The 22764-nt window shown below is 68.7% G+C and carries 21 protein-coding genes; 18 read left to right on the forward strand and 3 right to left on the reverse strand.

The window, feature by feature from the left end:
* Positions 1–58: 58 nt before the first annotated feature.
* The 5 genes from B5X90_RS15385 (at position 59) to nusB (ending at position 3351) form a co-directional block, all read left to right on the forward strand.
* The gene (locus tag B5X90_RS15385; protein ID WP_256860269.1) at positions 59–613 is read left to right on the forward strand and encodes a shikimate kinase; all 555 of its coding nucleotides are present in this window, start codon (positions 59–61) and stop codon (positions 611–613) included.
* Positions 613–1704 (forward strand): 3-dehydroquinate synthase, encoded by a 1092-nt coding sequence (gene aroB / locus B5X90_RS15390; protein ID WP_079554549.1) that lies wholly within the window; start codon positions 613–615, stop codon positions 1702–1704. Before B5X90_RS15385 ends, aroB begins: the two co-directional genes overlap by 1 nt.
* Positions 1704–2222, forward strand: coding sequence for a tetratricopeptide repeat protein (locus B5X90_RS15395; RefSeq protein ID WP_079554551.1), 519 nt, complete (start codon positions 1704–1706; stop codon positions 2220–2222). The genes aroB and B5X90_RS15395 overlap by 1 nt, the downstream gene beginning before the upstream one ends.
* Before the next feature lie 155 nt (positions 2223–2377).
* On the forward strand, positions 2378–2941 hold the full coding sequence (efp, locus tag B5X90_RS15400; RefSeq protein WP_018773146.1) for an elongation factor P: 564 nt from the start codon (positions 2378–2380) through the stop codon (positions 2939–2941).
* Entirely contained in the window at positions 2941–3351 is a 411-nt protein-coding gene (gene nusB / locus B5X90_RS15405) for a transcription antitermination factor NusB (RefSeq protein ID WP_018773145.1), read from the forward strand. The genes efp and nusB overlap by 1 nt, the downstream gene beginning before the upstream one ends.
* A 114-nt stretch (positions 3352–3465) precedes the next feature.
* On the opposite strand, the gene B5X90_RS15410 is transcribed toward nusB, so the two are convergent.
* On the reverse strand, positions 3466–4740 hold the full coding sequence (locus B5X90_RS15410; RefSeq protein WP_256860270.1) for a PrsW family intramembrane metalloprotease: 1275 nt from the start codon (positions 4738–4740) through the stop codon (positions 3466–3468).
* A gap of 136 nt (positions 4741–4876) precedes the next feature.
* Here B5X90_RS15410 and pyrR point away from each other — a divergent pair, with 136 nt between their 5' ends.
* From pyrR to B5X90_RS15475, 13 genes are all read left to right on the forward strand, one after another.
* On the forward strand, positions 4877–5491 hold the full coding sequence (pyrR, locus tag B5X90_RS15415) for a bifunctional pyr operon transcriptional regulator/uracil phosphoribosyltransferase PyrR (RefSeq protein WP_079554556.1): 615 nt from the start codon (positions 4877–4879) through the stop codon (positions 5489–5491).
* Entirely contained in the window at positions 5488–6558 is a 1071-nt protein-coding gene (locus B5X90_RS15420; protein ID WP_079554558.1) for an aspartate carbamoyltransferase catalytic subunit, read from the forward strand. Before pyrR ends, B5X90_RS15420 begins: the two co-directional genes overlap by 4 nt.
* A complete protein-coding gene (locus B5X90_RS15425; RefSeq protein WP_079554560.1) occupies positions 6558–7946 on the forward strand; it encodes a dihydroorotase in 1389 nt (462 codons plus the stop codon). Before B5X90_RS15420 ends, B5X90_RS15425 begins: the two co-directional genes overlap by 1 nt.
* Positions 7943–8464, forward strand: a complete 522-nt coding sequence (locus tag B5X90_RS15430) for a PH-like domain-containing protein (RefSeq protein WP_079554562.1) — start codon at positions 7943–7945, stop codon at positions 8462–8464. Before B5X90_RS15425 ends, B5X90_RS15430 begins: the two co-directional genes overlap by 4 nt.
* A gap of 82 nt (positions 8465–8546) precedes the next feature.
* Positions 8547–9794, forward strand: coding sequence for a glutamine-hydrolyzing carbamoyl-phosphate synthase small subunit (gene carA / locus B5X90_RS15435; protein ID WP_372702893.1), 1248 nt, complete (start codon positions 8547–8549; stop codon positions 9792–9794).
* Entirely contained in the window at positions 9794–13093 is a 3300-nt protein-coding gene (carB, locus tag B5X90_RS15440) for a carbamoyl-phosphate synthase large subunit (RefSeq protein ID WP_079554564.1), read from the forward strand. Before carA ends, carB begins: the two co-directional genes overlap by 1 nt.
* Positions 13086–13952 (forward strand): orotidine-5'-phosphate decarboxylase, encoded by an 867-nt coding sequence (gene pyrF / locus B5X90_RS15445; RefSeq protein WP_079554566.1) that lies wholly within the window; start codon positions 13086–13088, stop codon positions 13950–13952. Before carB ends, pyrF begins: the two co-directional genes overlap by 8 nt.
* Positions 13953–14142: 190 nt before the next feature.
* Entirely contained in the window at positions 14143–14460 is a 318-nt protein-coding gene (gene mihF, locus B5X90_RS15450; protein ID WP_018773136.1) for an integration host factor, actinobacterial type, read from the forward strand.
* 39 nt (positions 14461–14499) lie between these two features.
* Positions 14500–15072, forward strand: coding sequence for a guanylate kinase (gene gmk / locus B5X90_RS15455; protein ID WP_079554568.1), 573 nt, complete (start codon positions 14500–14502; stop codon positions 15070–15072).
* 39 nt (positions 15073–15111) lie between these two features.
* Positions 15112–15372 (forward strand): DNA-directed RNA polymerase subunit omega, encoded by a 261-nt coding sequence (gene rpoZ, locus B5X90_RS15460; protein ID WP_018773134.1) that lies wholly within the window; start codon positions 15112–15114, stop codon positions 15370–15372.
* Between the two features lie 52 nt (positions 15373–15424).
* Positions 15425–16738, forward strand: coding sequence for a bifunctional phosphopantothenoylcysteine decarboxylase/phosphopantothenate synthase (locus tag B5X90_RS15465; RefSeq protein ID WP_079554570.1), 1314 nt, complete (start codon positions 15425–15427; stop codon positions 16736–16738).
* A 77-nt stretch (positions 16739–16815) separates the two neighbouring features.
* Positions 16816–18051 carry a methionine adenosyltransferase gene (gene metK / locus B5X90_RS15470; RefSeq protein ID WP_079554572.1) on the forward strand — a complete coding sequence of 412 codons (1236 nt, stop codon included), beginning with the start codon at positions 16816–16818 and terminating at the stop codon, positions 18049–18051.
* A gap of 230 nt (positions 18052–18281) precedes the next feature.
* Positions 18282–20486: a primosomal protein N' family DNA-binding protein gene (locus B5X90_RS15475; RefSeq protein WP_079554574.1), complete on the forward strand. Its 2205-nt coding sequence runs from the start codon at positions 18282–18284 to the stop codon at positions 20484–20486.
* A 255-nt stretch (positions 20487–20741) separates the two neighbouring features.
* On the opposite strand, the gene B5X90_RS15480 is transcribed toward B5X90_RS15475, so the two are convergent.
* Both B5X90_RS15480 and B5X90_RS15485 read right to left on the reverse strand, forming a co-directional pair.
* Entirely contained in the window at positions 20742–21833 is a 1092-nt protein-coding gene (locus B5X90_RS15480) for a glycosyltransferase family 4 protein (protein WP_079554576.1), read from the reverse strand.
* On the reverse strand, positions 21830–22756 hold the full coding sequence (locus B5X90_RS15485; protein ID WP_079554578.1) for an alpha/beta fold hydrolase: 927 nt from the start codon (positions 22754–22756) through the stop codon (positions 21830–21832). Before B5X90_RS15485 ends, B5X90_RS15480 begins: the two co-directional genes overlap by 4 nt.
* Positions 22757–22764: the final 8 nt, after the last annotated feature.

Below are 22764 nucleotides of genomic sequence, written 5' to 3' on the forward strand. Positions count from 1 at the left end.
CGGAAAAACCGACGGGCCCTCCGCCGCTGCGGCGCCCGCGGCCAATACTGTAGGCCCGGTGGTCCTGATCGGACCGATGGCCGTGGGCAAATCGGCGATCGGACAGCAGCTCGCCGAGCACCTGGGATGCGCCTTCATGGACACCGACGCCCTCGTGGTGGCCCAGCACGGGACGATCGCCGAGATCTTCGCCAGCCGGGGCGAGCACGCCTTCCGCGAGATGGAGGCCCGGGCCGTGGCCCAGGCCATCGAAGAGGCACAGGGCGAAACCGCCGTCATTTCGCTCGGCGGCGGGGCCGTCCTTGATTCCGGTACGCAGCAGCTCCTGGGCCGCTGTACCGTTGTTTACCTCGAATGCGACGCCGAGACTGTGGCGGAACGCATCGCCAGAAATTCTGGCCGGCCGCTCCTGGCCGGCGACGCCATGGGCCGGTGGCGGACCTTGTTCGCCACCCGGCAGCCGGTCTACGAACGGCTCGCCGACCTCGTCCTCGATGTCCGGCGCGGCAGCGTCCCGGAGCTGGCTCACCGGCTGGAAGATGCGCTGGGGGAGCGCGCCGCGGCTAAGGCCGCGGCGGTGCCCGCTCCGGCGTCGACAAAGGAAGTTGAATAGTGAGTACCGAATCAACCGTCATCAAAGTCACCGGACAAACGCCGGGTGAGAACTACGACGTCGTAGTGGGCCGCGGCCTCCTGGCAAGCCTGCCGGGCCTGCTGGGCGAGCGCGTCAAGCGCGTCCTGGTCATCCACCCCCGTGCGCTGCGGCTGACCGGGGACACCGTCCGGGAAGAGCTGGCCGCCGCGGGCTTCACCGCGCTGACCGCAGAAATCCCCGACGCCGAAGAGGGCAAACACATCGAGGTTGCCTCGTTCTGCTGGCAGGTGCTGGGGCAGAACGACTTCACCCGCTCCGACGCCATCGTCGCCGTCGGCGGCGGCGCCGTCACGGACCTGGCCGGCTTTGTCGCCGCGACCTGGCTGCGCGGCGTCAAGGTCATCCACATGCCCACAAGCCTGCTGGGCATGGTGGACGCCTCCGTTGGCGGCAAGACCGGCATCAACACCGCCGAGGGCAAGAACCTGGTGGGCGCGTTCCACCCGCCGGCCGGTGTCCTCGCGGACCTCGACACGCTGGAGACGCTGCCGAAGAACGAAATCATCTCCGGCATGGCCGAGGTCATCAAGTGCGGCTTCATCGCCGACCCGGCCATCCTGGACCTGATCGAGAAGGACCCGTCCGCGGTTTCCGATCCGCGCTCGGACATCCTGCGCGAACTGATCGAACGCGCCATCAGCGTCAAGGCCCGGGTCGTGTCCGAGGACCTGAAGGAAACCGGCCAGCGCGAGATCCTGAACTACGGCCACACCCTGGGCCACGCGATCGAACTCGCCGAGCGCTACTCCTGGCGGCACGGCGCCGCCGTCTCCGTGGGCATGATGTTCGCCGCCGAGCTCGCCCGCAGCGTCGGCCGGCTCAGCGACGCCGACGCCGACAGGCACCGGAGCATCCTGGAAAGCCTCGGGCTTCCCATCACGTACCGCCGCGACCGCTGGCAGGCCCTCCTGGACGGCATGCGCCGGGACAAGAAATCCCGCGGTGACCTGCTCCGGTTCGTGGTGCTCGACGGCGTCGGCCGGCCCGGGATCCTCGATGTCCCGGACACGTCCCTGCTGTTTGCCGCCTACCAGGAGATTGCCTCCTGATGCACATGGTCAAGGGCGGCACGAGCGAGTGGCCGGACGCGGGATTTCCCGGGATCCGGATCAACCCGCAGTCACTGATGCCCCAGATCGTCAACGATGAGGTCATGGCCGAGGCGCTGGCGGCCTCGACAGACCCAGGGGACCTGATCCTCGTCCGGCTCGTCGAAGGGCACGCGGCGGAAGCCGCCGAGCTCCTCGCCGAGGCCCGCTACAAGGACCCCGGCTCGCTCCGGCTGCGGATCTTCGAGGCGGACGTGCTCCGGGTCTCGAACCGGTTCGACCGGGCGGTGGAGGTGTTCCGCCAACTCCTCGCCGAGACCCAGGGCACTCTGGAGGAGGCCGCGGTCCGCCAGCACCTCGGCCGGTCCTACTTCGCCGGCGGGAACATTGGCGCCGCCGTCGAATCCTTCGCCAAGGCGCTGGATCTGCGCGTCGCCGGGTCCGCCGACGCGGCCCTCGTCTATGCCTCCACCGTTGCGCTTCAGCGCGCCAGGGACGTGCTGGAACAGCAGTCCTGAGCCTGCGTCAGGCAGCTGCCCGCTGGAACCGGTAGAATAGATCTTGGATTTTTGACAAATACGCGCTGGCGGCCCGCTTGGCATGCCGGCCCGGCATAGATCGTCCGGCCGCTAGCACCGGCCTGATGGAACCAGAGAGAAACTAAGAGGATACAGTGGCAACCACTAACGACATCAAGAACGGAACCGTCCTTAAGCTCGAGGGCCAGCTTTGGAACATCATCGAGTTCCAGCACGTCAAGCCCGGCAAGGGTGGCGCGTTCGTGCGCACCAAGATGCGCAACGTGATGTCCGGCAAGGTCGTCGACAAGACCTTCAACGCCGGACTGAAGATTGAGACCGCCACGGTGGACCGCCGCGACTACCAGTACCTGTACCAGGACGGTGCCGACTTCGTCTTCATGGACACCTCGGACTTCGATCAGCTCACCGTCTCGGCCGCCACCGTCGGCGACGCCACCAACTTCATGCTCGAGAACCAGATGGTCAACATCGCCATCCACGAGGGCAACCCGCTCTACATCGAGCTGCCCCCGAGCGTCGTCCTCGAGATCACCTACACCGAGCCGGGCCTGCAGGGCGACCGCTCCTCGGCCGGCACCAAGCCCGCCACCCTCGAAACCGGGTACGAGATCCAGGTGCCGCTGTTCGTCGAGAACAACACCAAGGTCAAGGTTGACACCCGCGACGGCAGCTACCTCGGCCGGGTCAACGACTAGTGAGTGCGCGCGGTAAGGCCCGGAACCGGGCCCTCGATGTGCTCTTTGAGGCCGAGCAGCGCTCAGCCTCCGCGTTCGACGTGCTGAAGTCCCGCCGCGAGCAGACAGACCAGATCGTCAACCCCTACACCCTTGAAATCGTCGAAGGCGTGGTCTCGCACCAGGTGGCCATCGACGAATTCCTGGAAACCTATTCGCAGGGCTGGACCCTGGAGCGCATGCCCTCCGTGGACCGCATCATCCTGCGGATCGGCACGTGGGAACTGCTCTACAACGACGACGTCCCGGACGGCGTGGCGGTCAGCGAGGCCGTGGCCTTGGCCAAGACGCTCTCCACGGACGAGTCGCCGTCGTTCATCAACGGCCTGCTGGGCCGGCTGCAGCAGCTTAAGCCCTCGCTGCTGGCGTAGGCTCTAAGCTCTCACCCCCCCCCCGAAGAACCCCGGCCAGGACGTCCTGGCCGGGGTTTTTTCTTTTCCCCGGATGTCCGCGCCCGCGCCGGCCCCACTGGTTTCCCCCGGTCCCTAGCCGACGACGGCGGCCCGGAGCGCGGCGATCTCGGCGAGTTGGTACTGCTCATCGCGCTGGTGTGCCGGCACGTCCCGGCCGCTGAGAATCCGTTGCCGGGTGAGGGCGAGCTGGGTGGCGGCATCGAGCAGCGCCTTCATCTGCACGCCCCGCCCGGTGGAGCGGGCCCAGCGAAGCGCTGAACGGCGCCCGGCGGCGGTGGCCAGCATGTCCACCTCGCCCGCGGTAAACCAGCCAGCGGCCGCGTATTCCTTCAGCCGCTGGCGGGTGAGCCTGCGCTCAGCCACCCGCAGCAGCACGATCACCAGCACCGCCAGCAGGAAGATCGGCACCTGCACCATCACGTACCGGCCCAGGAAGTCCCGGCCCATGCTGTTCCAGGCGCTGTGCAGCAGCATCGCGGGGACGAGGCCGCCGAAGAACGCCAGCACGGACAGCCCGGTGTTCCCGCGGCCGGCGGCGAAGCCCATCACCAGGCCCGTGGTACCCGTGAAAATGGCGTGGGCGAAGGGCGAGAGGACCCCGCGCAGAAAGAAGACCACCGCGAAGTCCGTGCCGGGGTCGCTGGATTCGGCGATGGCGCGGCCGAAGTAGAGGATGTTCTCGGTAAACGCGAAGCCCGCCGCGATCGTGAAGGCGAACACCACACCGTCGACCGGTCCGTTGAAGTGTTTCGGGGCAAAGAGCACGAGCAACAGCAGCCCCAGGGACTTGGCGAATTCCTCCACCACCGGCGCCTGGACCGTGACGGCGAACGTCGTGTAGTCCAGTCCCGAGGCCGGCCCCGCCACCAGAGAGAAATAGGGCTGGATCAGCATCGTCACCGCGATCGAGACGACGGCTCCCCAGGCAAACGCGAAAAGCAGCAGGGCCCTCGGCTCGGGTTCCCAGCGGTCGATGAAGCGCACCGTCAGCAACACGGTCCCCAGGGGAACCAGCGAGGCAATGAAACCAATGGCAAAGCCGGTGATTCCGGTCCTTTCCAGCAGGAAGGGCACCACCAGGAAGAGGCAGAGGAACGCCAGGAATCCGCCGGCCAGCACGAGGCCGAAAACGCCGGAACTGCGGCCGTTCTTCCAGCCCGGGCCGCCTCCCGCCAGCCGGGCGGGAGGCAGGACCGGCTGCAACCGGCCGCCGTCGTTGGCAGGGGGCCGCTGGTAGTACGCCGGCTGGACCCGCCCCAGCCACGTCGGGTTCGCCTGCTGGGGCAGCGGCCCCTGCCGGGGGCCGCCGGGGTGATCATGCCCCGGCCGCGGCTCGTTCATGGTCATGGAACCGAGCCTATGTCCGTGTGAGGTTAAACGCATTCCGGCGGCGACGGGGCGGCAGCGCCGTTGTGGTAATTTGAAAGAGCAAATAATCCTTTTTTAATTCCGTCCCGTGAGGCGGGGAAAGGGGAGACGAGCCATGACTTCCGTGCCTTCAGCACCGGGTCCGGCGCAGGTGGTGCTCACCCGGGTTGTCCTCAACCAGGCTGACATAGACCGCGCCCTCACTCGTATCGCCCATGAAATTCTCGAGGCCAACAAGGGCTCCCAGGACCTCGTCCTGCTGGGCATCCCGCGCCGGGGCTATCCCCTCGCCGTCCGCCTCGCCGCCAAGATCGCCGCCGCGGATCCCACCGTGGACGCCGCCGCCATTGTCGGCCAACTCGACGTCACGATGTTCCGCGACGACCTCTCCCACCAGCCCACCAGGCCGCCGTACCCCACCCAGCTGCCGCGCACCGGCATCGACAACAAAGTTGTGGTGCTGATCGACGACGTCCTCTACTCAGGACGCACCATCCGGGCAGCACTGGACGCTATCATCGACCTCGGCCGGCCGCGGATTGTCCGCCTCGCCGTGCTGATCGACCGCGGCCACCGCGAACTGCCCATCCGCGCCGACCATGTCGGCAAGAACCTGCCTACCTCATCATCGGAGAAGGTCCGGGTCCGGCTCGAGGAAACCGATTCTGCCGGAAGCGGGGCAACAGACGGCACCCCCGTCAATGAAGTCGTCATCGAGGCCACCGCATGAGGCACCTGCTCTCCACCGAAGACCTGAGCCTGCACAACGCCATCCGCATCCTGGACACCGCCGAGGAAATGGCTGCGGTGGGGGAGCGCGAGGTCAAAAAGCTCCCCGCCCTGCGGGGGCGCACCGTGGTGAACCTCTTCTTCGAGGACTCCACCCGCACCCGGATCTCCTTCGAAGCCGCCGCCAAGCGGCTCTCGGCCGACGTCATCAACTTCGCCGCGAAGGGTTCGTCCGTCTCCAAGGGCGAGTCGCTGAAGGACACCGCCCAGACCCTCGCCGCGATGGGGGCCGACGCCGTGGTCATCCGGCACTGGGCCTCCGGCGCCCCGCACCGGCTCGCCGCGACCGACTGGATCGACGCCGCCGTCATCAACGCCGGCGACGGCACCCACGAACACCCCACGCAGGCGTTGCTGGACGCGTTCACGATGCGCCGGCACTGGTCGAAGCTGGCCGGCACGCCGTCGGCCGGTGCCGACCTCAAAGGCATGCGCGTCGCCATCGCCGGTGACGTCCTGCACTCCCGCGTGGCCCGCTCCAACGTCTGGCTGCTGCGGACCCTCGGCGCCGAGGTCACCCTCGTCGCGCCGCCCACGCTGCTGCCCGTCGGCGTCGACAAATGGCCCTGCGCGGTCAGCTTCGACCTCGACGAGACCCTCGCCAAGGGGGTGGACGCGATGATGATGCTCCGGGTCCAGGGCGAACGGATGAATGCCTCCTTCTTCCCCACCACCCGCGAATACTCGCGGCGCTGGGGCTTCGACGACAACCGGCTCCGTGCCCTCGACAGCCTGGGGCTCAAGGACACCATCATCATGCACCCGGGTCCCATGAACCGCGGCCTGGAAATCTCCGCGGCCGCTGCCGACTCGCCCCGCTCCACCGTGCTGGCGCAGGTGCGCAACGGCGTCTCGGTCCGGATGGCGGCGCTGTACCTGCTGCTGTCCGGGGAGAACCGCGAGCCGGCCGCCGCACCAGTTTCTGCCGCTGCCTCTGCCGCTGCGCCCGTATCCGCGGCCCACGCCGCCATTCCGAACCTCACTTATTCCCACCAGGAGAGCCACTGATGGCCGATCAGCACCAGAACGCAGACAACAGCGGCGCCTACCTCATCCGGGGTGCCTCGATCCTGGGCGGAGCAGCCGAGGACCTCCTGATCCGGGACGGCGTGATCGCCGCCCGCGGACAGCAACTGGACGCCGACGGCGCCGGGGTGCGGGACGCAACAGTCATCGACGCCGCGGGCCTCGTCGCGCTCCCGGGCATGGTGGACATCCATACCCACCTGCGCGAACCCGGCCGCGAAGACGCCGAAACCGTCGAAACCGGCACCCGCGCCGCCGCCCTTGGCGGCTACACGGCCGTCCACGCCATGGCCAACAGCACCCCGGTGGCGGACACCGCCGGCGTCGTGGAGCAAGTCCTCACCCTTGGCCGGACTGCCGGCTGGGTGGACGTCCGCCCGGTGGGAGCAGTCACCGTGAGCCTCGCGGGGGAGCAGCTCGCCGAGCTCGGCGCCATGGCCGACTCCCGCGCCCACGTGCGGGTGTTCTCCGACGACGGCATGTGCGTCCACGATCCGGTGCTGATGCGCCGCGCGCTCGAATACGTCAAGGCGTTCGACGGCGTCGTGGCCCAGCACGCGCAGGAACCCCGCCTCACCGCCGGCGCCCAGATGAACGAGGGCGAGGTCTCCGCCGTCCTCGGCCTGGCCGGCTGGCCGGCCGTCGCCGAAGAGAGCATCATCGCCCGGGACGTCCTGCTGGCCCAGCACGTCGGGTCACGGCTGCACGTCTGCCACGTCTCCACGGCCGGGTCCGTGGAAATCATCCGCTGGGCCAAGTCCCGCGGCGTCAACGTCACGGCCGAGGTCACCCCGCACCACCTCTGGCTCACGGATGAGCTCGCCCGCAGCTACGACCCCGTCTACAAGGTCAACCCGCCGCTTCGCACGGACGCCGATGTCCAGGCCCTCCGGGCCGCCCTGGCCGACGGCACGATCGACGTCGTCGGCACCGACCACGCCCCGCACCCGAGCGAACACAAGGAATGCGAGTGGGCGCAGGCGGCCATGGGCATGACCGGGCTGGAAACCGCGCTCTCCGTGGTCCAGCACACCATGATCGAAACCGGCCTGATGGGCTGGGAAGACTTTGCCCGCGTGACCTCCACGGCGCCGGCCGCCATCGGCCGGGTCCAGGACCAGGGCCGGCCGCTCGAGGGCGGGGAGCCTGCCAACGTCATACTCGTGGACCCGGCTGCGCGCTGGACCGTGGACCCTTCTAAGATGGCAACCATGGGCCGTAACTCTCCGTTTGCCGGCCGGGAACTGCCGGGGAAGGTAGTGGCGACGTTTTTCAAGGGCCACCCGACCGTTCTCGACGGAAAACTCAACACCCCGTACCGGTGGCCGGTCGATGCGCCCGACGCCGGACCGGCGGGCCGCCGCCCGTGAGTGTCAAAGACCTCTCCCTGCTCTTCACGCTCGTCCTGATTGGCGTCGCGCTTGCCCTCATCGCCATCGGCTGGCGTAACCGCCTGCGCCGCCAGTCCGACGTCGAGCCCCTCCCCGAGGTTCCCGCCGAACTCGGCGCCCCGCTGGCAGCCGCCGACGGCCAGTACGTCGCCTCCACCACCGCCGGCGACTGGCTGGACCGGATCGCCGTGCACAATCTGGGCATCCGCACCAACGCCAAGCTCTCCGTGCACCCCGAAGGCGTGCTGTTCGAGCGCGCGGGCGCCGGCCCGGTGTTCATCCCGGCCGGACGCCTCACCGGTGTGCGGCAGGAAAGCGGCATGGCCGGAAAGTTCGTGGAAAAGGACGGCCTGCTGGTGCTCAGCTGGATGCTCGGTTCCCACGAACTCGACACCGGCTACCGGACGCGCCGCGCCGAGGACAAAGCCGTGCTCCTCACCACCCTCCAAGATTTGATCTCCGCAGCCCCTCAGGCAGAAGCCGATAGTGGAAAGTAACGACGTGACGGAATCCAACGAAGTGACAGAAACAGCAGTGTCAGAAAACACCGTGACAGAAACAGCAGTGTCAGAAAACACAGTGACAGATAAAACAGTGACACCAACCCCCACTGCACCCGCTGCAGCAGCATCCAGCCCCGCAGTCCTCGTGCTCGAGGACGGCCGGATCTTCCGCGGCAGCAGCTACGGCGCCACCGGAACGGCCCTCGGCGAGGCAGTCTTCGCGACCGGCATGACCGGCTACCAGGAGACCATCACCGACCCCTCCTACGCACGCCAGCTCGTGGTGCAGACCGCACCGCACATCGGCAACACCGGCGTCAACACCGACGACGCCGAGTCCCGCCGCATCTGGGTGGCCGGCTACATCGTCCGCGACGCCGCGCGCCGGCCCTCCAACTGGCGTTCCGAACGCTCCCTCGACGACGAGCTCCTCGAGCAGGGGATCGTCGGGATCCAGGGCGTCGACACCCGCGCCATCACCCGCCACCTGCGCGAACACAAGACCATGCGCGCCGGCATCTTCTCCGGCGACGCCGCCCGCACCACGGACAAGGAACTCGTCGACGCCGTCCTGGCCAGCGCGCCGATGGAAGGCTCACGGCTCGCCGAGGAAGTCAGCGTGGACGCCGCCTACACGGTGGAGCCCAAGGACTTCGGCTGGGACGGCGAGCCGCGGTTCAGCATCGCCGCGATCGACCTCGGCATCAAGCGCATGACCCCCGTCCGGTTCGCCGAGCGCGGGGTCCGGGTGCACGTGCTGCCCGCCACGGCAACCCTCGCCGACGTCCAGGCCGTCAACCCCGACGGCTTCTTCATGTCCAACGGCCCCGGCGACCCCGCCACCGCGGACAACCAGGTGGCGCTGCTGCGCTCCGTGCTCGACGAGAAGATCCCGTACTTCGGCATCTGCTTCGGCAACCAGATCCTCGGCCGGGCCCTCGGGTTCGGCACCTACAAGCTCCGCTACGGCCACCGCGGCCTGAACCAGCCCGTGATGGACCGCCGCACCGGCAAGGTCGAAATCACCTCGCAGAACCACGGCTTCGCCGTCGACGCCCCGCTCAACGGCGCCACCCAGGCCCCCGAGGAGCGCTTCGGCCGCGTCGAGGTCAGCCACGTGAGCCTCAACGACGACGTCGTCGAAGGACTGTCCTGCCTCGACATTCCGGCCTTCTCCGTGCAGTACCACCCCGAAGCGGCCGCCGGCCCGCACGACGCCGCCTACCTCTTCGACCGCTTCATCGAGCTGATGGCGGACGCTTCTTCAAAGACAGAGACCGGCACAAAGACTGCCACCGATTCCAAGACTGAGGACACGAAGTAATGCCCAAGAGAACTGACCTCAAGAGCGTCATGGTCATCGGGTCCGGCCCGATCGTGATCGGCCAGGCGGCCGAATTCGATTACTCCGGCACCCAGGCACTGCGCGTCCTCAAGGAGGAAGGCCTGCGGGTCATCCTCGTCAACTCCAACCCGGCCACCATCATGACGGACCCCGAGTTCGCTGACGCGACCTACATCGAGCCGATCACCCCCGAAGTGGTGGAGAAAATCATCGCCAAGGAGCGCCCCGACGCGCTCCTGCCGACCCTCGGCGGCCAGACGGCCCTCAACACGGCCATCGCGCTGGACAAGAACGGCGTCCTGGAGAAGTACAACGTCGAGCTGATCGGCGCCAACATTGCCGCGATTGAGCTGGGCGAGGACCGCGAGAAGTTCAAGGGCGTCGTCGAGCGCTGCGGCGCCGAGTCGGCCCGCAGCCACATCATCCACACCATGGACGAGGCACTCGCCGCGGCCGGGGACCTCGGTTACCCGATGGTCGTCCGGCCCTCCTTCACCATGGGCGGCCTGGGTTCCGGGCTGGCCTACGACGAGGGGGACCTGCGCCGGATTGTCGGCCAGGGCCTGCAGTACAGCCCCACCTCCGAGGTGCTGCTCGAAGAGAGCATCCTCGGCTGGAAGGAGTACGAGCTCGAGATGATGCGGGACAAGAACGACAACGTCGTGGTGGTCTGCTCCATCGAGAACTTCGACCCGGTCGGCGTGCACACCGGCGACTCGATCACCGTGGCCCCGGCGCTGACCCTGACGGACCGCGAGTACCAGCGGCTGCGCGACATCTCGATCGCGGTCATCCGCGAGGTCGGCGTCGACACCGGCGGCTGCAACATCCAGTTCGCCGTCGAGCCGGACACGGGCCGCGTCGTCGTGATCGAAATGAACCCCCGCGTCTCGCGTTCCTCCGCCCTCGCGTCCAAGGCCACCGGCTTCGCGATCGCCAAGATCGCCACGAAGCTCTCCCTCGGCTACACCCTGGACGAGATCCCGAACGACATCACCCAGAAGACCCCGGCGTCCTTCGAACCGACCCTGGACTACGTGGTGGTGAAGGTCCCGCGCTTCGCCTTCGAGAAGTTCCCGGCCGCGGACCCCACCCTGACCACCACCATGAAGTCGGTGGGCGAGGCCATGGCCATGGGCCGGAACTTCACCGAGGCGCTGCAGAAGGCCCTGCGCTCCCTGGAGCAGAAGGGCTCCCAGCTGGACTTCAGCCACGTCCCGGAATGGGAAGTCGCGGAGCTGATCGAGAAGGCCAAGCGTCCCACCACCGAGCGCCTGCACCAGGTGCAGCGCGCCATGCTCGGCGGCGCCACCGTGGAACAGCTCTTCGAGGCGACCAAGATCGACCCCTGGTACCTGGACCAGCTCCAGCTGCTGAACGAGATCTCGCTCGAAATCCGCCAGGCCGCGGCGCTGACCCCGGAGATGCTGACCCGCGCCAAGCGCCACGGCTTCTCCGACGAGCAGATCGGTGCGCTGACCCACAACTCCGAGGACGTCGTCCGCGGGGTCCGGCAGGCCCTGGGCATCCGTCCCGTCTACAAGACCGTGGACACCTGCGCGGCCGAGTTCGCCGCCTACACCCCGTACCACTACTCGTCCTATGACGAGGAGGACGAGGTTGCGCTGCACGCCAAGCCGTCCATCATCATCCTGGGGTCCGGTCCCAACCGGATCGGCCAGGGCATCGAGTTCGACTACTCCTGCGTGCACGCCTCGATGGCGCTGCGCAAGGCCGGCTACGAGACCGTGATGGTCAACTGCAACCCGGAAACCGTCTCCACGGACTACGACGTCTCCACCCGGCTCTACTTCGAACCGCTCACCCTGGAGGACGTCCTCGAGGTCATCGCGGCCGAGGAGCGCACCGGCGGGGTCATGGGCGTCTTCGTCCAGCTCGGCGGCCAGACCCCGCTCAAGCTCGCCCAGCAGCTCGCCGACGCCGGCGTGCCGATCCTCGGCACCTCGCCGGAGGCAATCGACCTGGCCGAACACCGCGGCGCCTTCTCCCGCGTCCTCGACAAGGCCGGGCTCGTCTCGCCGAAGAACGGCACCGCCGTGTCCTTCGAGGACGCCAAGAAGATCGCGGACGAGATCGGCTACCCGGTCCTGGTCCGCCCGTCCTACGTCCTCGGCGGACGCGGCATGGAGATCGTCTACGATGAGCCCAACCTCTCCCGCTACATCGCCAACGCCACCGAAATCACCCCCGACCACCCGGTGCTGATCGACCGCTTCCTCGAGGACGCCGTCGAGATCGACGTCGATGCCCTCTACGACGGCACGGAGATGTACCTCGGCGGCATCATGGAACACATCGAGGAGGCCGGCATCCACTCCGGCGACTCGGCCTGCGTGCTTCCGCCCATCACCCTGGGCGGCAACGTACTGGAACGGGTGCGCACCGCCACCCTGGCGATCGCCGAGGGCGTGGGCGTCCGCGGCCTGATCAACATCCAGTTCGCCTTGGCCTCCGACGTGCTCTACGTCCTCGAAGCCAACCCGCGCGCGTCCCGCACTGTCCCGTTCGTCTCCAAGGCCACGGGCGTCCAGATGGCGAAGGCCGCGGCCCTGATCGGCACCGGCGTCACCATCAACCAGCTCCGCAGCGCGTACAAGATGCTGCCGGAGAGCGGCGACGGCTCCTCGCTGCCGCTGGATGCGCCGGTCTCGGTCAAGGAGGCCGTGCTGCCGTTCAGCCGCTTCCGCACTCCGGAGGGCAAGGTGGTCGACTCCCTGCTTGGCCCGGAAATGCGCTCCACGGGCGAGGTCATGGGCATCGACAAGCACTTCGACACGGCCTTCGCCAAGAGCCAGGCGGCCGCCAACAACGCGCTGCCCACCGAGGGCAAGATCTTCGTCTCGGTGGCGAACCGGGACAAGCGCTCGGTCATCATGGGCGTCAAGCGGCTCTCGGACCTCGGCTTCGAGATCGTCTCCACCGGCGGCACGGCCGACGTCCTGCGCCGCAACGGCATCCAGGCCACCCCGGTCCGGAAGGTCGCCGAGGGCTCCAGCGCCGAAGGCGAAGGCACCATCGCCGACCTCATCATTGCCGGCGAGATCGACATGGTCTTCAACACCCCCTCCGGTGGCGAGGCCCGCAGCGACGGCTACGAACTGCGTGCCGCCGCGACGTCGATCGGCATCCCGTGCATCACCACCGTGGCCGAGTTCAACGCCGCCGTCCAGGCCATCGAGGCGCTGCGCACCTACGAATGGTCAGTCACGAGCCTGCAGGAACACGCCGCGAACCTGAAGGCGCTCCAGGATGCCTGAGGTATCCACCGCCCCAGCGGCCGGCCGGGAGTCCTTCGGCTCCCGGCTGGGGCGGGCCATGGCGGACCGCGGCCCGCTCTGCGTCGGCATCGACCCGCACCCGGCGCTGCTGCAGCGCTGGGGCCTCACTGACGACGCCGCCGGGCTGGAACGCTTCTCGCTGACCGTGCTGGAGGCCGTGGGCTCCCTCGCTGCCGCGGTGAAACCGCAGGTGGCCCTGTACGAGCGCCACGGTTCGGCCGGAATCGCCGTGCTTGAACGCACCCTGGCCGCGGCGGCGGAAGCGTCCGTGCTGACCATCGCGGACGCCAAACGCGGCGACATCGGCTCCACCATGGCCGCTTACGCGGATGCCTGGCTGCGGGACGGTTCGGCCCTGGCCGCGGATTCGGTGACGTTGAGCCCGTACCTGGGCTTCGAGTCACTCCGGCCCGCCCTGGACCTGGCGGCCGAGACCGGGCGCGGGGTGTTCGTCCTCGCGCTGACCTCGAACCCGGAGGGCGCCTCGGTCCAGCACGTCGGCGGATCGGATTCCGTCGCGCGGCGGATCACCGAAGCGGCCGCTGTGGAGAACCGTCGCTATGACGGTTCGCTAGGTTCCGTGGGCCTGGTGGTCGGCGCCACGGTGGGCTCGGCCCTCTCCGCACTGGATCTCGACCTGGCGGCGGTCCGCGGGCCCATCCTAGCCCCCGGGCTGGGCGCGCAGGGCGCCACCGCCGCGGACCTGCGCCGCACTTTCGGTGCGGCCTATCCCCAGGTCCTGGGCACCTCGAGCCGGGACATCCTCGGCGCCGGACCGCAGCAGCAGGCCCTCCGGGATGCCGCGCGGCGCACCCTCGACGAACTCCTCGCGGCTTAGCGGCAGCCGCCGAGCGGGCCCGGGACCGGAGCTGCCGGACCCGGGCCCGCGGCTGTCCCGTTTGGGATTGCGCTTTTCCCCGTTACCGAACTGGCCGGCGCGCAGATTTCCATTGATTTCTGCCGCCGCCTGACGGTAGGTTCGGGGCAAGGGCATGAGTGCCCCGTCCCGCCATGCAGGGAGGCCTTCCGTGAGTTTGAGACCACTCACTCCTCAGGAGCGTTCCGACGCCCTTCGCAAGGCCGCTGCCGCAAGGGCCACCAGGGCCGAGGCAAAGGAGCGGCTCAAGACGGGCGAGCTGACCATCGCCAAAGTCATCAGTGCCGCCGAATCCGACGACGCCATTGCCCGCATGAGAATCGTGGAACTGCTCGAGGCCCTGCCGGGGATCGGGCGGGTGCGGGCGGCGGCCATCATGGACCAGCTCGGCATCGCACAATCCCGACGGGTCCGCGGCCTGGGAATCCACCAGCGCCGGGCGCTGGTAGATTTTATTGACGACAAGTAGCTCGGTCCGCCGAGCCGCCCACCACCGCCAAAGGAATATGTGAGCAAGAAACCGGGACTGACAGTCCTCGCCGGCCCGACGGCTGTTGGCAAAGGCACCGTGTCCACCTACATCCGGGACAACTACCCCGGCGTCTGGCTCTCCGTGTCGGCCACCACGCGCCCGCCGCGGCCGGGGGAGCAGGACGGGATCCACTACTTCTTCAAGTCCGTCGAGGAATTCGATTCCCTGGTCGAAAACGGCGAATTGCTCGAGTGGGCCGTTGTCCACGGCCGGAACCGCTACGGCACGCTGCGCAGCACGGTTGACGCCGCCATTGCCGAGGGCCGCTCGGTCCTGTTGGAGATCGATCTGCAGGGCGCCCGGCAGGTCAAGCAGGCCGTCCCGGATGCCCAGTTTGTGTTCCTGGCGCCCCCGAGCTGGGACGAAATGGTCCGCCGGCTCGTCGGCCGCGGCACGGAAAGCGCCGAAGAACAGCAGCAGAGGCTGGAAACCGCTAAACTAGAACTTGCCGCTGAACCGGAGTTCGACCACACCGTCATCAATGATGACGTTCGTCGGGCAGCGGACGAGCTTGTTTCACTCATGGGGCTGACCCCGAACCCGCGCTAGGCGCCGGGACGTACCGGCCCGTTAGAATTTGGAGAATTCGTGTCCACGAACCTTGAAGGCATCATCAACCCGCCGATCGACGAGCTGCTGAAGGCCGCCGACTCGAAGTACGGACTGGTGATTTTTGGTGCCAAGCGCGCACGCCAGATCAACGCGTACTACGCCCAACTGCATGAGGGCCTGTTTGAGTACGTTGGCCCGCTGGTCGACACCAAGCTGAACGAGAAGTCCCTGTCGATCGCGCTGCGCGAGATCAACGAAGGCAAGCTCGTCTCCACGCCGATCGAAACCGCAGAGTAATTCCCTCCGCGGGAAGAGCCAAGTAAACAGACTGCCTGCTGACGGAGATCACGTGCGCATAGTCCTCGGAGTCGGGGGAGGGATTGCCGCCTACAAGGTGGCATCGCTCCTCCGGCTTTTTACTGAAGCCGGGCATGACGTCACGGTCATCCCCACCGAGGCGGCCACCCGCTTCGTCGGCGTCGCCACATGGGAGGCCCTGTCCGGGCGCCCGGTGAGCAACAGCGTGTTCGACGCCGTCCACACGGTCAACCATGTCCGGCTCGGCCACGAGGCCGAGCTGATCGTCGTGGCCCCGGCCACGGCCGATCTCCTGGCCCGTGCGGCCACCGGCCAGGCCGATGACCTCCTCACCAATACCCTCCTGATGGCCGGCGACTGCCCGGTGCTCATGGCCCCGGCCATGCACACCGAAATGTGGCAGCACCCCGCCACCGCAGCCAACGTCGAAACCCTGCGCAGCCGCGGCGTCACGGTGCTGGAACCCGCGAGCGGGCGGCTGACCGGCGCCGACTCCGGGCCCGGCCGCCTGCCCGAGCCCGAGGCGATCTTTACCGCCGCCATGGCCCTCGCCGGCGCCGGCACAGCCGCCGCTTCCGAGGCGATGCCGGCCCTGGACTCGGACGTGACCACCGGCCTGGCCGCCGCGCCGGCGGCGGCGCAGTCGGCGGTTACGCCGTTGGCCGGACTGACGGTGACCATCAGCGCCGGCGGCACCCGGGAACCCCTGGATCCCGTGCGGTTCCTCGGCAACCGCTCCTCCGGCAAACAGGGCGTGGCCCTGGCCGCGGCCGCCCGCGCAGCCGGCGCCCGCGTCCGCCTGCTGGCCGCCCACATGGAAGTCCCGGCGCCCGCCGGCGTCGAACTCGTCCAGGTCGAAACTGCCCTGGAACTGCGGAAGGCGGCGCTGCACGCGGCCGCCGACTCCGACGTCGTCATCATGGCTGCCGCGGTCGCGGACTTCCGGCCGGCGGACGTCGCCGGGACCAAGATCAAGAAGCGCGACGACGTCGCCGATCCCGTGATCAACCTGGTGCGCAACCCCGACATCCTGCGCGAACTCGTCGAGGTCCGCGACGCCGCGTCCCGGAACCAGCTGATCGTCGGCTTCGCCGCCGAGACGGGCGACGCCGGCGGGGATGTCCTGGACTATGCCCGGGCCAAGCTGCAGCGGAAAGCCTGCGACCTGCTGGTCGTCAACCAGGTGGGCCGGGACATGGTCTTCGGCGAGGACACGAACTCAGTAGTCATCCTTTCCCGCGACGGCTCCGAACCCCAAGAGGCGTCGGGTTCCAAATCCGACGTCGCGGCTGCCGTGATCGACCGGATCAGCGCCGAGCTGAGCCGGGCTGTACCGCCGGCGTAGCCCGGCGTAACCAACATCTCCTTAGCACGGGGACACACGCCGCCGGACGTCCGTTATCCAACCAGTAAGGTAGTTGAGTGACTTTACCGCTGCACATCCCCGCCTTCCACGGGTCCACGCCCGCCGCGCTCCGGCTCTTCACCTCCGAGTCGGTGACGGAGGGCCACCCCGACAAGATCTGTGACCAGATCAGCGACGCCATCCTCGACGCGCTGCTCGACAAAGACCCCGAGTCCCGGGTGGCCGTGGAGACGCTGGCCACCACCGGGCTGGTCCACGTCGCGGGCGAGGTCACCACCGACGCCTACGTCGAGATCCCCCAGATTGTCCGGGAGACCATCCTGGGCATCGGGTACGACTCTTCGGCCAACGGCTTCGACGGCGCCCGGTGCGGCGTCTCGGTATCTATCGGCCAGCAGTCCAACGACATCGCCGGCGGCGTGTTCAACTCCCTCGAAGCGCGTGAGGGGCGCCAGGAGGACGACTACGACCTCCAGGGCGCCGGCGACCAGGGCCTCATGTTCGGCTACGCCAGCGACGAAACGCCGTCCTACATGCCCGTGCCGATCTGGCTCGCGCACCGGCTCTCCGAGCGCCTGACCGAGGTCCGCAAGAACGGCGAACTCGCCTACCTGCGCCCGGACGGCAAGACCCAGGTCACCGTGGGCTACGACGGCGACCGCCCGGTCTCGGTCGAAACCGTCGTCATCTCCAGCCAGCACGCCGAAGGCACCAGCCTCGACCAGCTCCGGGCGGACCTCGCCGAGTACGTGGTGGGACCGGTCATGGCACTGTCCAACCTGGACACCTCACGGACCCGCAACATCCTCAACCCCGCAGGCGCCTTTGTGATTGGCGGCCCGGTGGGCGACGCCGGCCTCACCGGCCGCAAGATCATCGTCGACACCTACGGCGGCATGGCCCGTCACGGCGGCGGCGCGTTCTCCGGCAAGGACCCGTCCAAGGTGGACCGCTCGGCCGCCTACGCCATGCGCTGGGTCGCCAAGAACGTGGTGGCCGCCGGCCTCGCCAAGCGCGCCGAAATCCAGATCGCCTACGCGATCGGCCAGGCCCGCCCGGTGGGAACCTACGTTGAGACATTCGGAACCGAAACCGTGGACCCGGCCCGCATCAGCGCCGCGATCGCCGAGATCTTCGACCTGCGCCCGCGGGCCATCATCGACGCCCTCGACCTCAAGCGCCCGATCTACGCCAAGACCGCCGCCCACGGTCACTTCGGCCGCGAAGACCCGGACTTCACGTGGGAACGCCTGGACCGGGTGGACGAGCTGAAGGCGTTCTTCAACGCCTAAGGCCGGCCCACCGTCCAAAGCCGCCCAGGCGGTTTGTATTGATGGTGAGTTTGTCAGTCCTGTGTGATGTGCTGTAGCCAGGCCGCCCTCCGGTGGCCTGGCTACAGTCTTTAGGATCACAGTCTTTAGGATCACAGTCTTTTGCGGATCACGGTTATCCAGGATCACGCTGTTCCAGGATCACTGTGCATTTGAGATATCGCCATTCAGCCCGAGGGGAGGTGTGAGCCGTGAGTCCCAATCCTGCCGCCGGCGCGCCCGGTGAACCCCAGCAGCTGTCCCTGCTCCAGGGTTTTCCCGCCTCCACCGCGGAAGCGTCCGGTCCCGCCCTTGCAGCCCACCTGCCGGTGGCGCGGGTGCTGATCGAGTCCTCGCTGCCCCACCTGGACAGGCCTTTCGACTACAGCGTCCCGGCCTCCCTCGACGCCGACGCCATCCCCGGAGTCCGGGTCAAGGTCAAATTCAACGGACAGGAACTGGCCGGATACCTGCTGGAGCGCACCGCCGGATCCGACGCCGGCCACCCCCTGGTGCCCCTGCACAAAGTGCTCTCCACCGTCCCGGTCCTGACCCCCGCAGTGGCCGAGCTCGCCGGCCGGATCGCCTCGCGCTACGCCGGAACGGTCAGCGATGTCCTGCGCGTTGCCGTGCCGCCGCGCATGGCCAAGCTCGAAAAGGAATTTGCCCCGGACGGCCGGCTTGATCCCGGGCTGTTCGGCACTGAGATTTCCGGTGTGGCGACCGACGTGTCGCTTCCGTCGCCGGCCGCGGGCAGCGTCTGGACCAGGTACCGCAACGGTGCGGCGTTCCTCGCCCACCTTGCCGCGGGGGAGTCGCCCCGGGCCGTGCTGACCGCCCTGCAGGGGTACGGGCCCGCCAGCTGGCCGCGGATGATCGCCGAAGCCGTGGCCGCTGTACGGATCTCCGGCCGCGGCGCCGTCGTGGTGGTGCCCGACTACCGTGACCTTGACCGCGTGGAATCTGCCCTGCTGGAACTGCTTCCCGCCGGTGACGTCGCGCGGCTCACCGCGGACGACGGCCAGACGCCGCGCTACCGCAGCTTCCTGCGCGTGCTCAGCGGCGCCGCAGGAGTCGCGGTGGGCACCCGGTCCGCGGCCTACGCGCCGGTGCCGAACCTCGGGCTCGTCATCTGCTGGGACGACGGCGACGACCTCCACATCGAGCAACGCTCCCCGTACGCGCACACCCGCGAAGTCCTCCTGCTCCGGGCGGGCCAGGAAGGGGCCGCGTGCCTGCTCGCGGCCCATTCACGCAGCACCGAAACGGAACGGCTGGTCGCCTCCGGCTGGGCCCAGGCGGTGGAAGCGGACCGGGCCGTCGTGCGGCGGACGGTCCCACGGGTCCTGAACACGGCCGACAGCTACGAACTCGAGCATGACCCGCTCGCCCGGATCGCCCGGCTGCCCGGCGCGGCCTGGCGGGCCGCCAAGGAGGGCCTGGAACGGGGTCCGGTCCTGGTCCAGGTGGCCCGTGCAGGCTACGCCCCCTCGCTGGTGTGCGACACCTGCCGGGAACCGGCGCGCTGCACCGCCTGCAGCGGGCCCCTGGCAATCGCCGGTCCGGCCGGGAGCAGCGCCGTACCGCAATGCCGCTGGTGCTCGGCCCCGGACCCGGCCTGGCGCTGCGGCACGTGCAACGGCGCCAGGCTAAGGCGCGGCGCCACGGGAGCCCTCCGCACCGCGGAGGAGCTGGGCCGGGCGTTTCCGGGAAAACCGGTCATCACCTCCTCCGGGGACCAGATCAAGGCCACCGTTGCGGAGACCGCGGCCCTCGTGGTGGCCACCGTCGGTGCCGAACCGGTGGCCGCAGGCGGGTACGCCGCAGCCCTGCTGCTCGACGGCGACTCGCTGCTGCGCCGGGAAAACCTGAGGGCGGGGGAGGACGCAGTCCGCCGCTGGTTCAACGCCGCAGCCCTGGTGCGGCCCGCTTCCGAAGGCGGCCTGGTGGTCATCACGGCCGACGACGCCGCCGGGGTTGGCGCCCTGCTGCGCTGGGATCCCGCCGGGTACGCCAGCCGGGAACTGGCGCTGCGGCAGGAGCTGCAGCTGCCGCCCGCCGTGCGGGTCGCCTCCGTCACCGGCGGCAGGACCGCCGTCGGCCATTTCACGGATGCCATTGCCCAGCGGCTGGCGGCGCAGGGAACTGTCCTGCGGACGGCCGGCCCCGCGCCGGTCATTCTGCCGGCGGCCGCGGGGGCAGGCCGCACACCGCCGCGGGATGGAGTGCCGCGGGATTCTGCGCCGCGAAATGCTGTGCCCCGCGACTCCGGCCAGGAGGTCCGGACCCTGCTGTTCATCCCCTACGCGCAGGCCGCGGCCGCCACGGCCGTCATGCGGGCAGTCAAGGCGGCGGCCGCAGCCAAGCGCAGCGACGACCCGGTGCAACTGCGCCTGGACGGCGTCGACATCCTGTAGGGCATGCCCTTGCGCCACCGCGGTTCACAGGGCCCCACCGGCACGGCGGTCCCTCCCTGCACGGCGGTCCCTCCGTGCAACGGGCCCGCATGCCGGCGGCCATTCGCCACAGATGGCCGGAAAGAGGCTCCTCTTGCGGCCGTCTGCGGCAGATGTGGTCGGAGGCCCGAGGCGCCGGCGTCATCCGGCCTCCCAGCGGGTGCGGCGCGGAGCGGATCCCTGCGCCGGCCAGCTGGCCGTTCCGGCTATTTACGGCTAATTCCGGTCGCGGGGCTGGTTCCGGAGCGCGACGGCCTCTTCGGCGACGGCCACGAGCCGCCGCGCCGACTCGTCCCAGCTGAAGTCTGCGGCCCGCTCCACTGAACGGCGGGACCGGGCCTTCCACAGGGCGGGATCCTCGAGCGTGCGCACTGCCTCGGCAAACTCCGCCGGGGAGTCCGGATGCACGTAGCTGACGGCGTCGTCACCGACCTCCCGGAAGATCGGGATGTCGCTGGCAATCACCGGCGTGCCGTGGGACATGGCCTCGACGAGCGGCAGTCCGTAGCCCTCGGCCCGGGACAGGCTGACCAGGGCCGTGGTGCGTGCCAGGAGGGCCTCATACTCGGCGTCGGTCACCCCGTTATGGAAGACGATGTTTGCGCCCTCCGGAGCCAGGGCCTCGAGCTCGTCCCGCCGGTCCGGGGTGATGCGGCTGAGCAGATGCAGGGTCATGTCCGGCAGCTCCGCCATGCCGCGGACCATGGTCTCCACGTTCTTGTAGGGCATGAAAGAACCCATGTAGAGCAGCGTCTTGTCGGCCCCAGCCCCGGGATCGCGCGGGGTGTGGCCGTGCTGGGGGGCGTTGCCGACAATCCTGACCGGACGCCGGGTGAGGCGGTACTTCGCCATCAGGGCCGCCGTCGTGGCGCTGATCGTCGCCACGATGTCCGCCCGGTTCAGCAGGAGCCGCTGGGGCCAAAACGCCTTGTGGTACAGCCGCCACAGGACCCTGACGGGGGCCGGCAGGAATCCGGGAGGGGTGGGGTGCTCGTAGTAGATGAGGTCGTGCAGGGTCAACACCAGGGCGTACTTCCGGCCCCAGCTGCCCATGGTCTGCATGGGGCATACCACCACGTCGGCGCCCAGCTTATTGACCTTGGCCGCCACGAAGAGTTCGGCAGGGGAGAGCGGGCTGTTGATCAGGGTGTACGGAACGTCGGGCAGGAGGGCGAGCTGGCGGGTGTCGCTGATCAGCATCGAGACGTCGGCGATCCTGGCGGCCGCCGCGATCAGGCTGGCGCCGTAGCGGCTGATGCCGTCGTGGTGGTCCAGCCGGGTGAAGCGGGCATCAATGAGAATTTTCACGCGGCGTGGTCCTTTAGGAAGCGTCGGATGTAGCGGGCAGCGGGCTCGGGGGTTTCGTAGTGAATCAGGTGCCCGACGCCGGGAATGACCTCCAGCCTCCCGTCCGGGAGCCGCGCCGCGAGTTTGTACTGGTCCGCCAGCATGGCGATCTCGTCCTTCTCTCCCGCAATCAGCAGCACCGGCAGCGTCAGGTCGCCGGCCACCTCGGTGACGTTGCTGCCCACCGAGGCTTTGAACGCCTGAAGCAGGCTGTCCCGGTCCGCGAAGGAGGAAAAGTAGGCGCTGTGCTGGGCGTGCACGAACCGGCGGATGTCCTTGTCCCCGGTCTTGGCCATGGTCACGCTCATCACCCGCACGATCGCCTGGCTGCGCAGCAGGGCCAGGCCGAGCCGCTGGGGAAGGCGCGCGGCGGCCTCGTAGTAGAGCACCGCAAGTTTCGTCATCAGGCCCTTGGGCCCTTCGAGGGCGGGTGCCGCGATGGGATTGACCAGGATCAGTTCGGCCACGGCACCGGGGTTGGCCGCGACGAAATGGCTGGCGATGATCGAACCGAACGAATGCCCCAGCAGGACCGTGTCCGCGCCCAGTGCCAGCGCGGCAAGGAAGCCGCCAAGGAACTGGCTGTAGCCGGCAACGCTGTGCCCGCCTCCTGCGAAGGCGGCCGAGCTGCCGAAGCCCGGCAGGTCCGGCATAATCAGGCGCATGTCAGTCAGCTGGTCGGCGACCCGGAGCAGGCCGTGGTGGTCGCCGCGGAATCCGTGCACCACCAGGATGGTGCGCGTTTCGGCGGTGACCTCGGCGGGTTCATAGACCCAGTACGCGATCCGGGCGCCGTCAACCTCAACGGATGCGGCGCGGGTGCGGGCGTCGAGTCCGCCGCTGAAGAGGGGCGTGCGTGAGGACCCGGTATCCACTTGTTCCATTGGTTCGA

It is taken from the genome of Arthrobacter sp. 49Tsu3.1M3, assembly GCF_900168135.1.
In the GTDB taxonomy this organism is placed as follows: Bacteria; Actinomycetota; Actinomycetes; order Actinomycetales; family Micrococcaceae; genus Arthrobacter.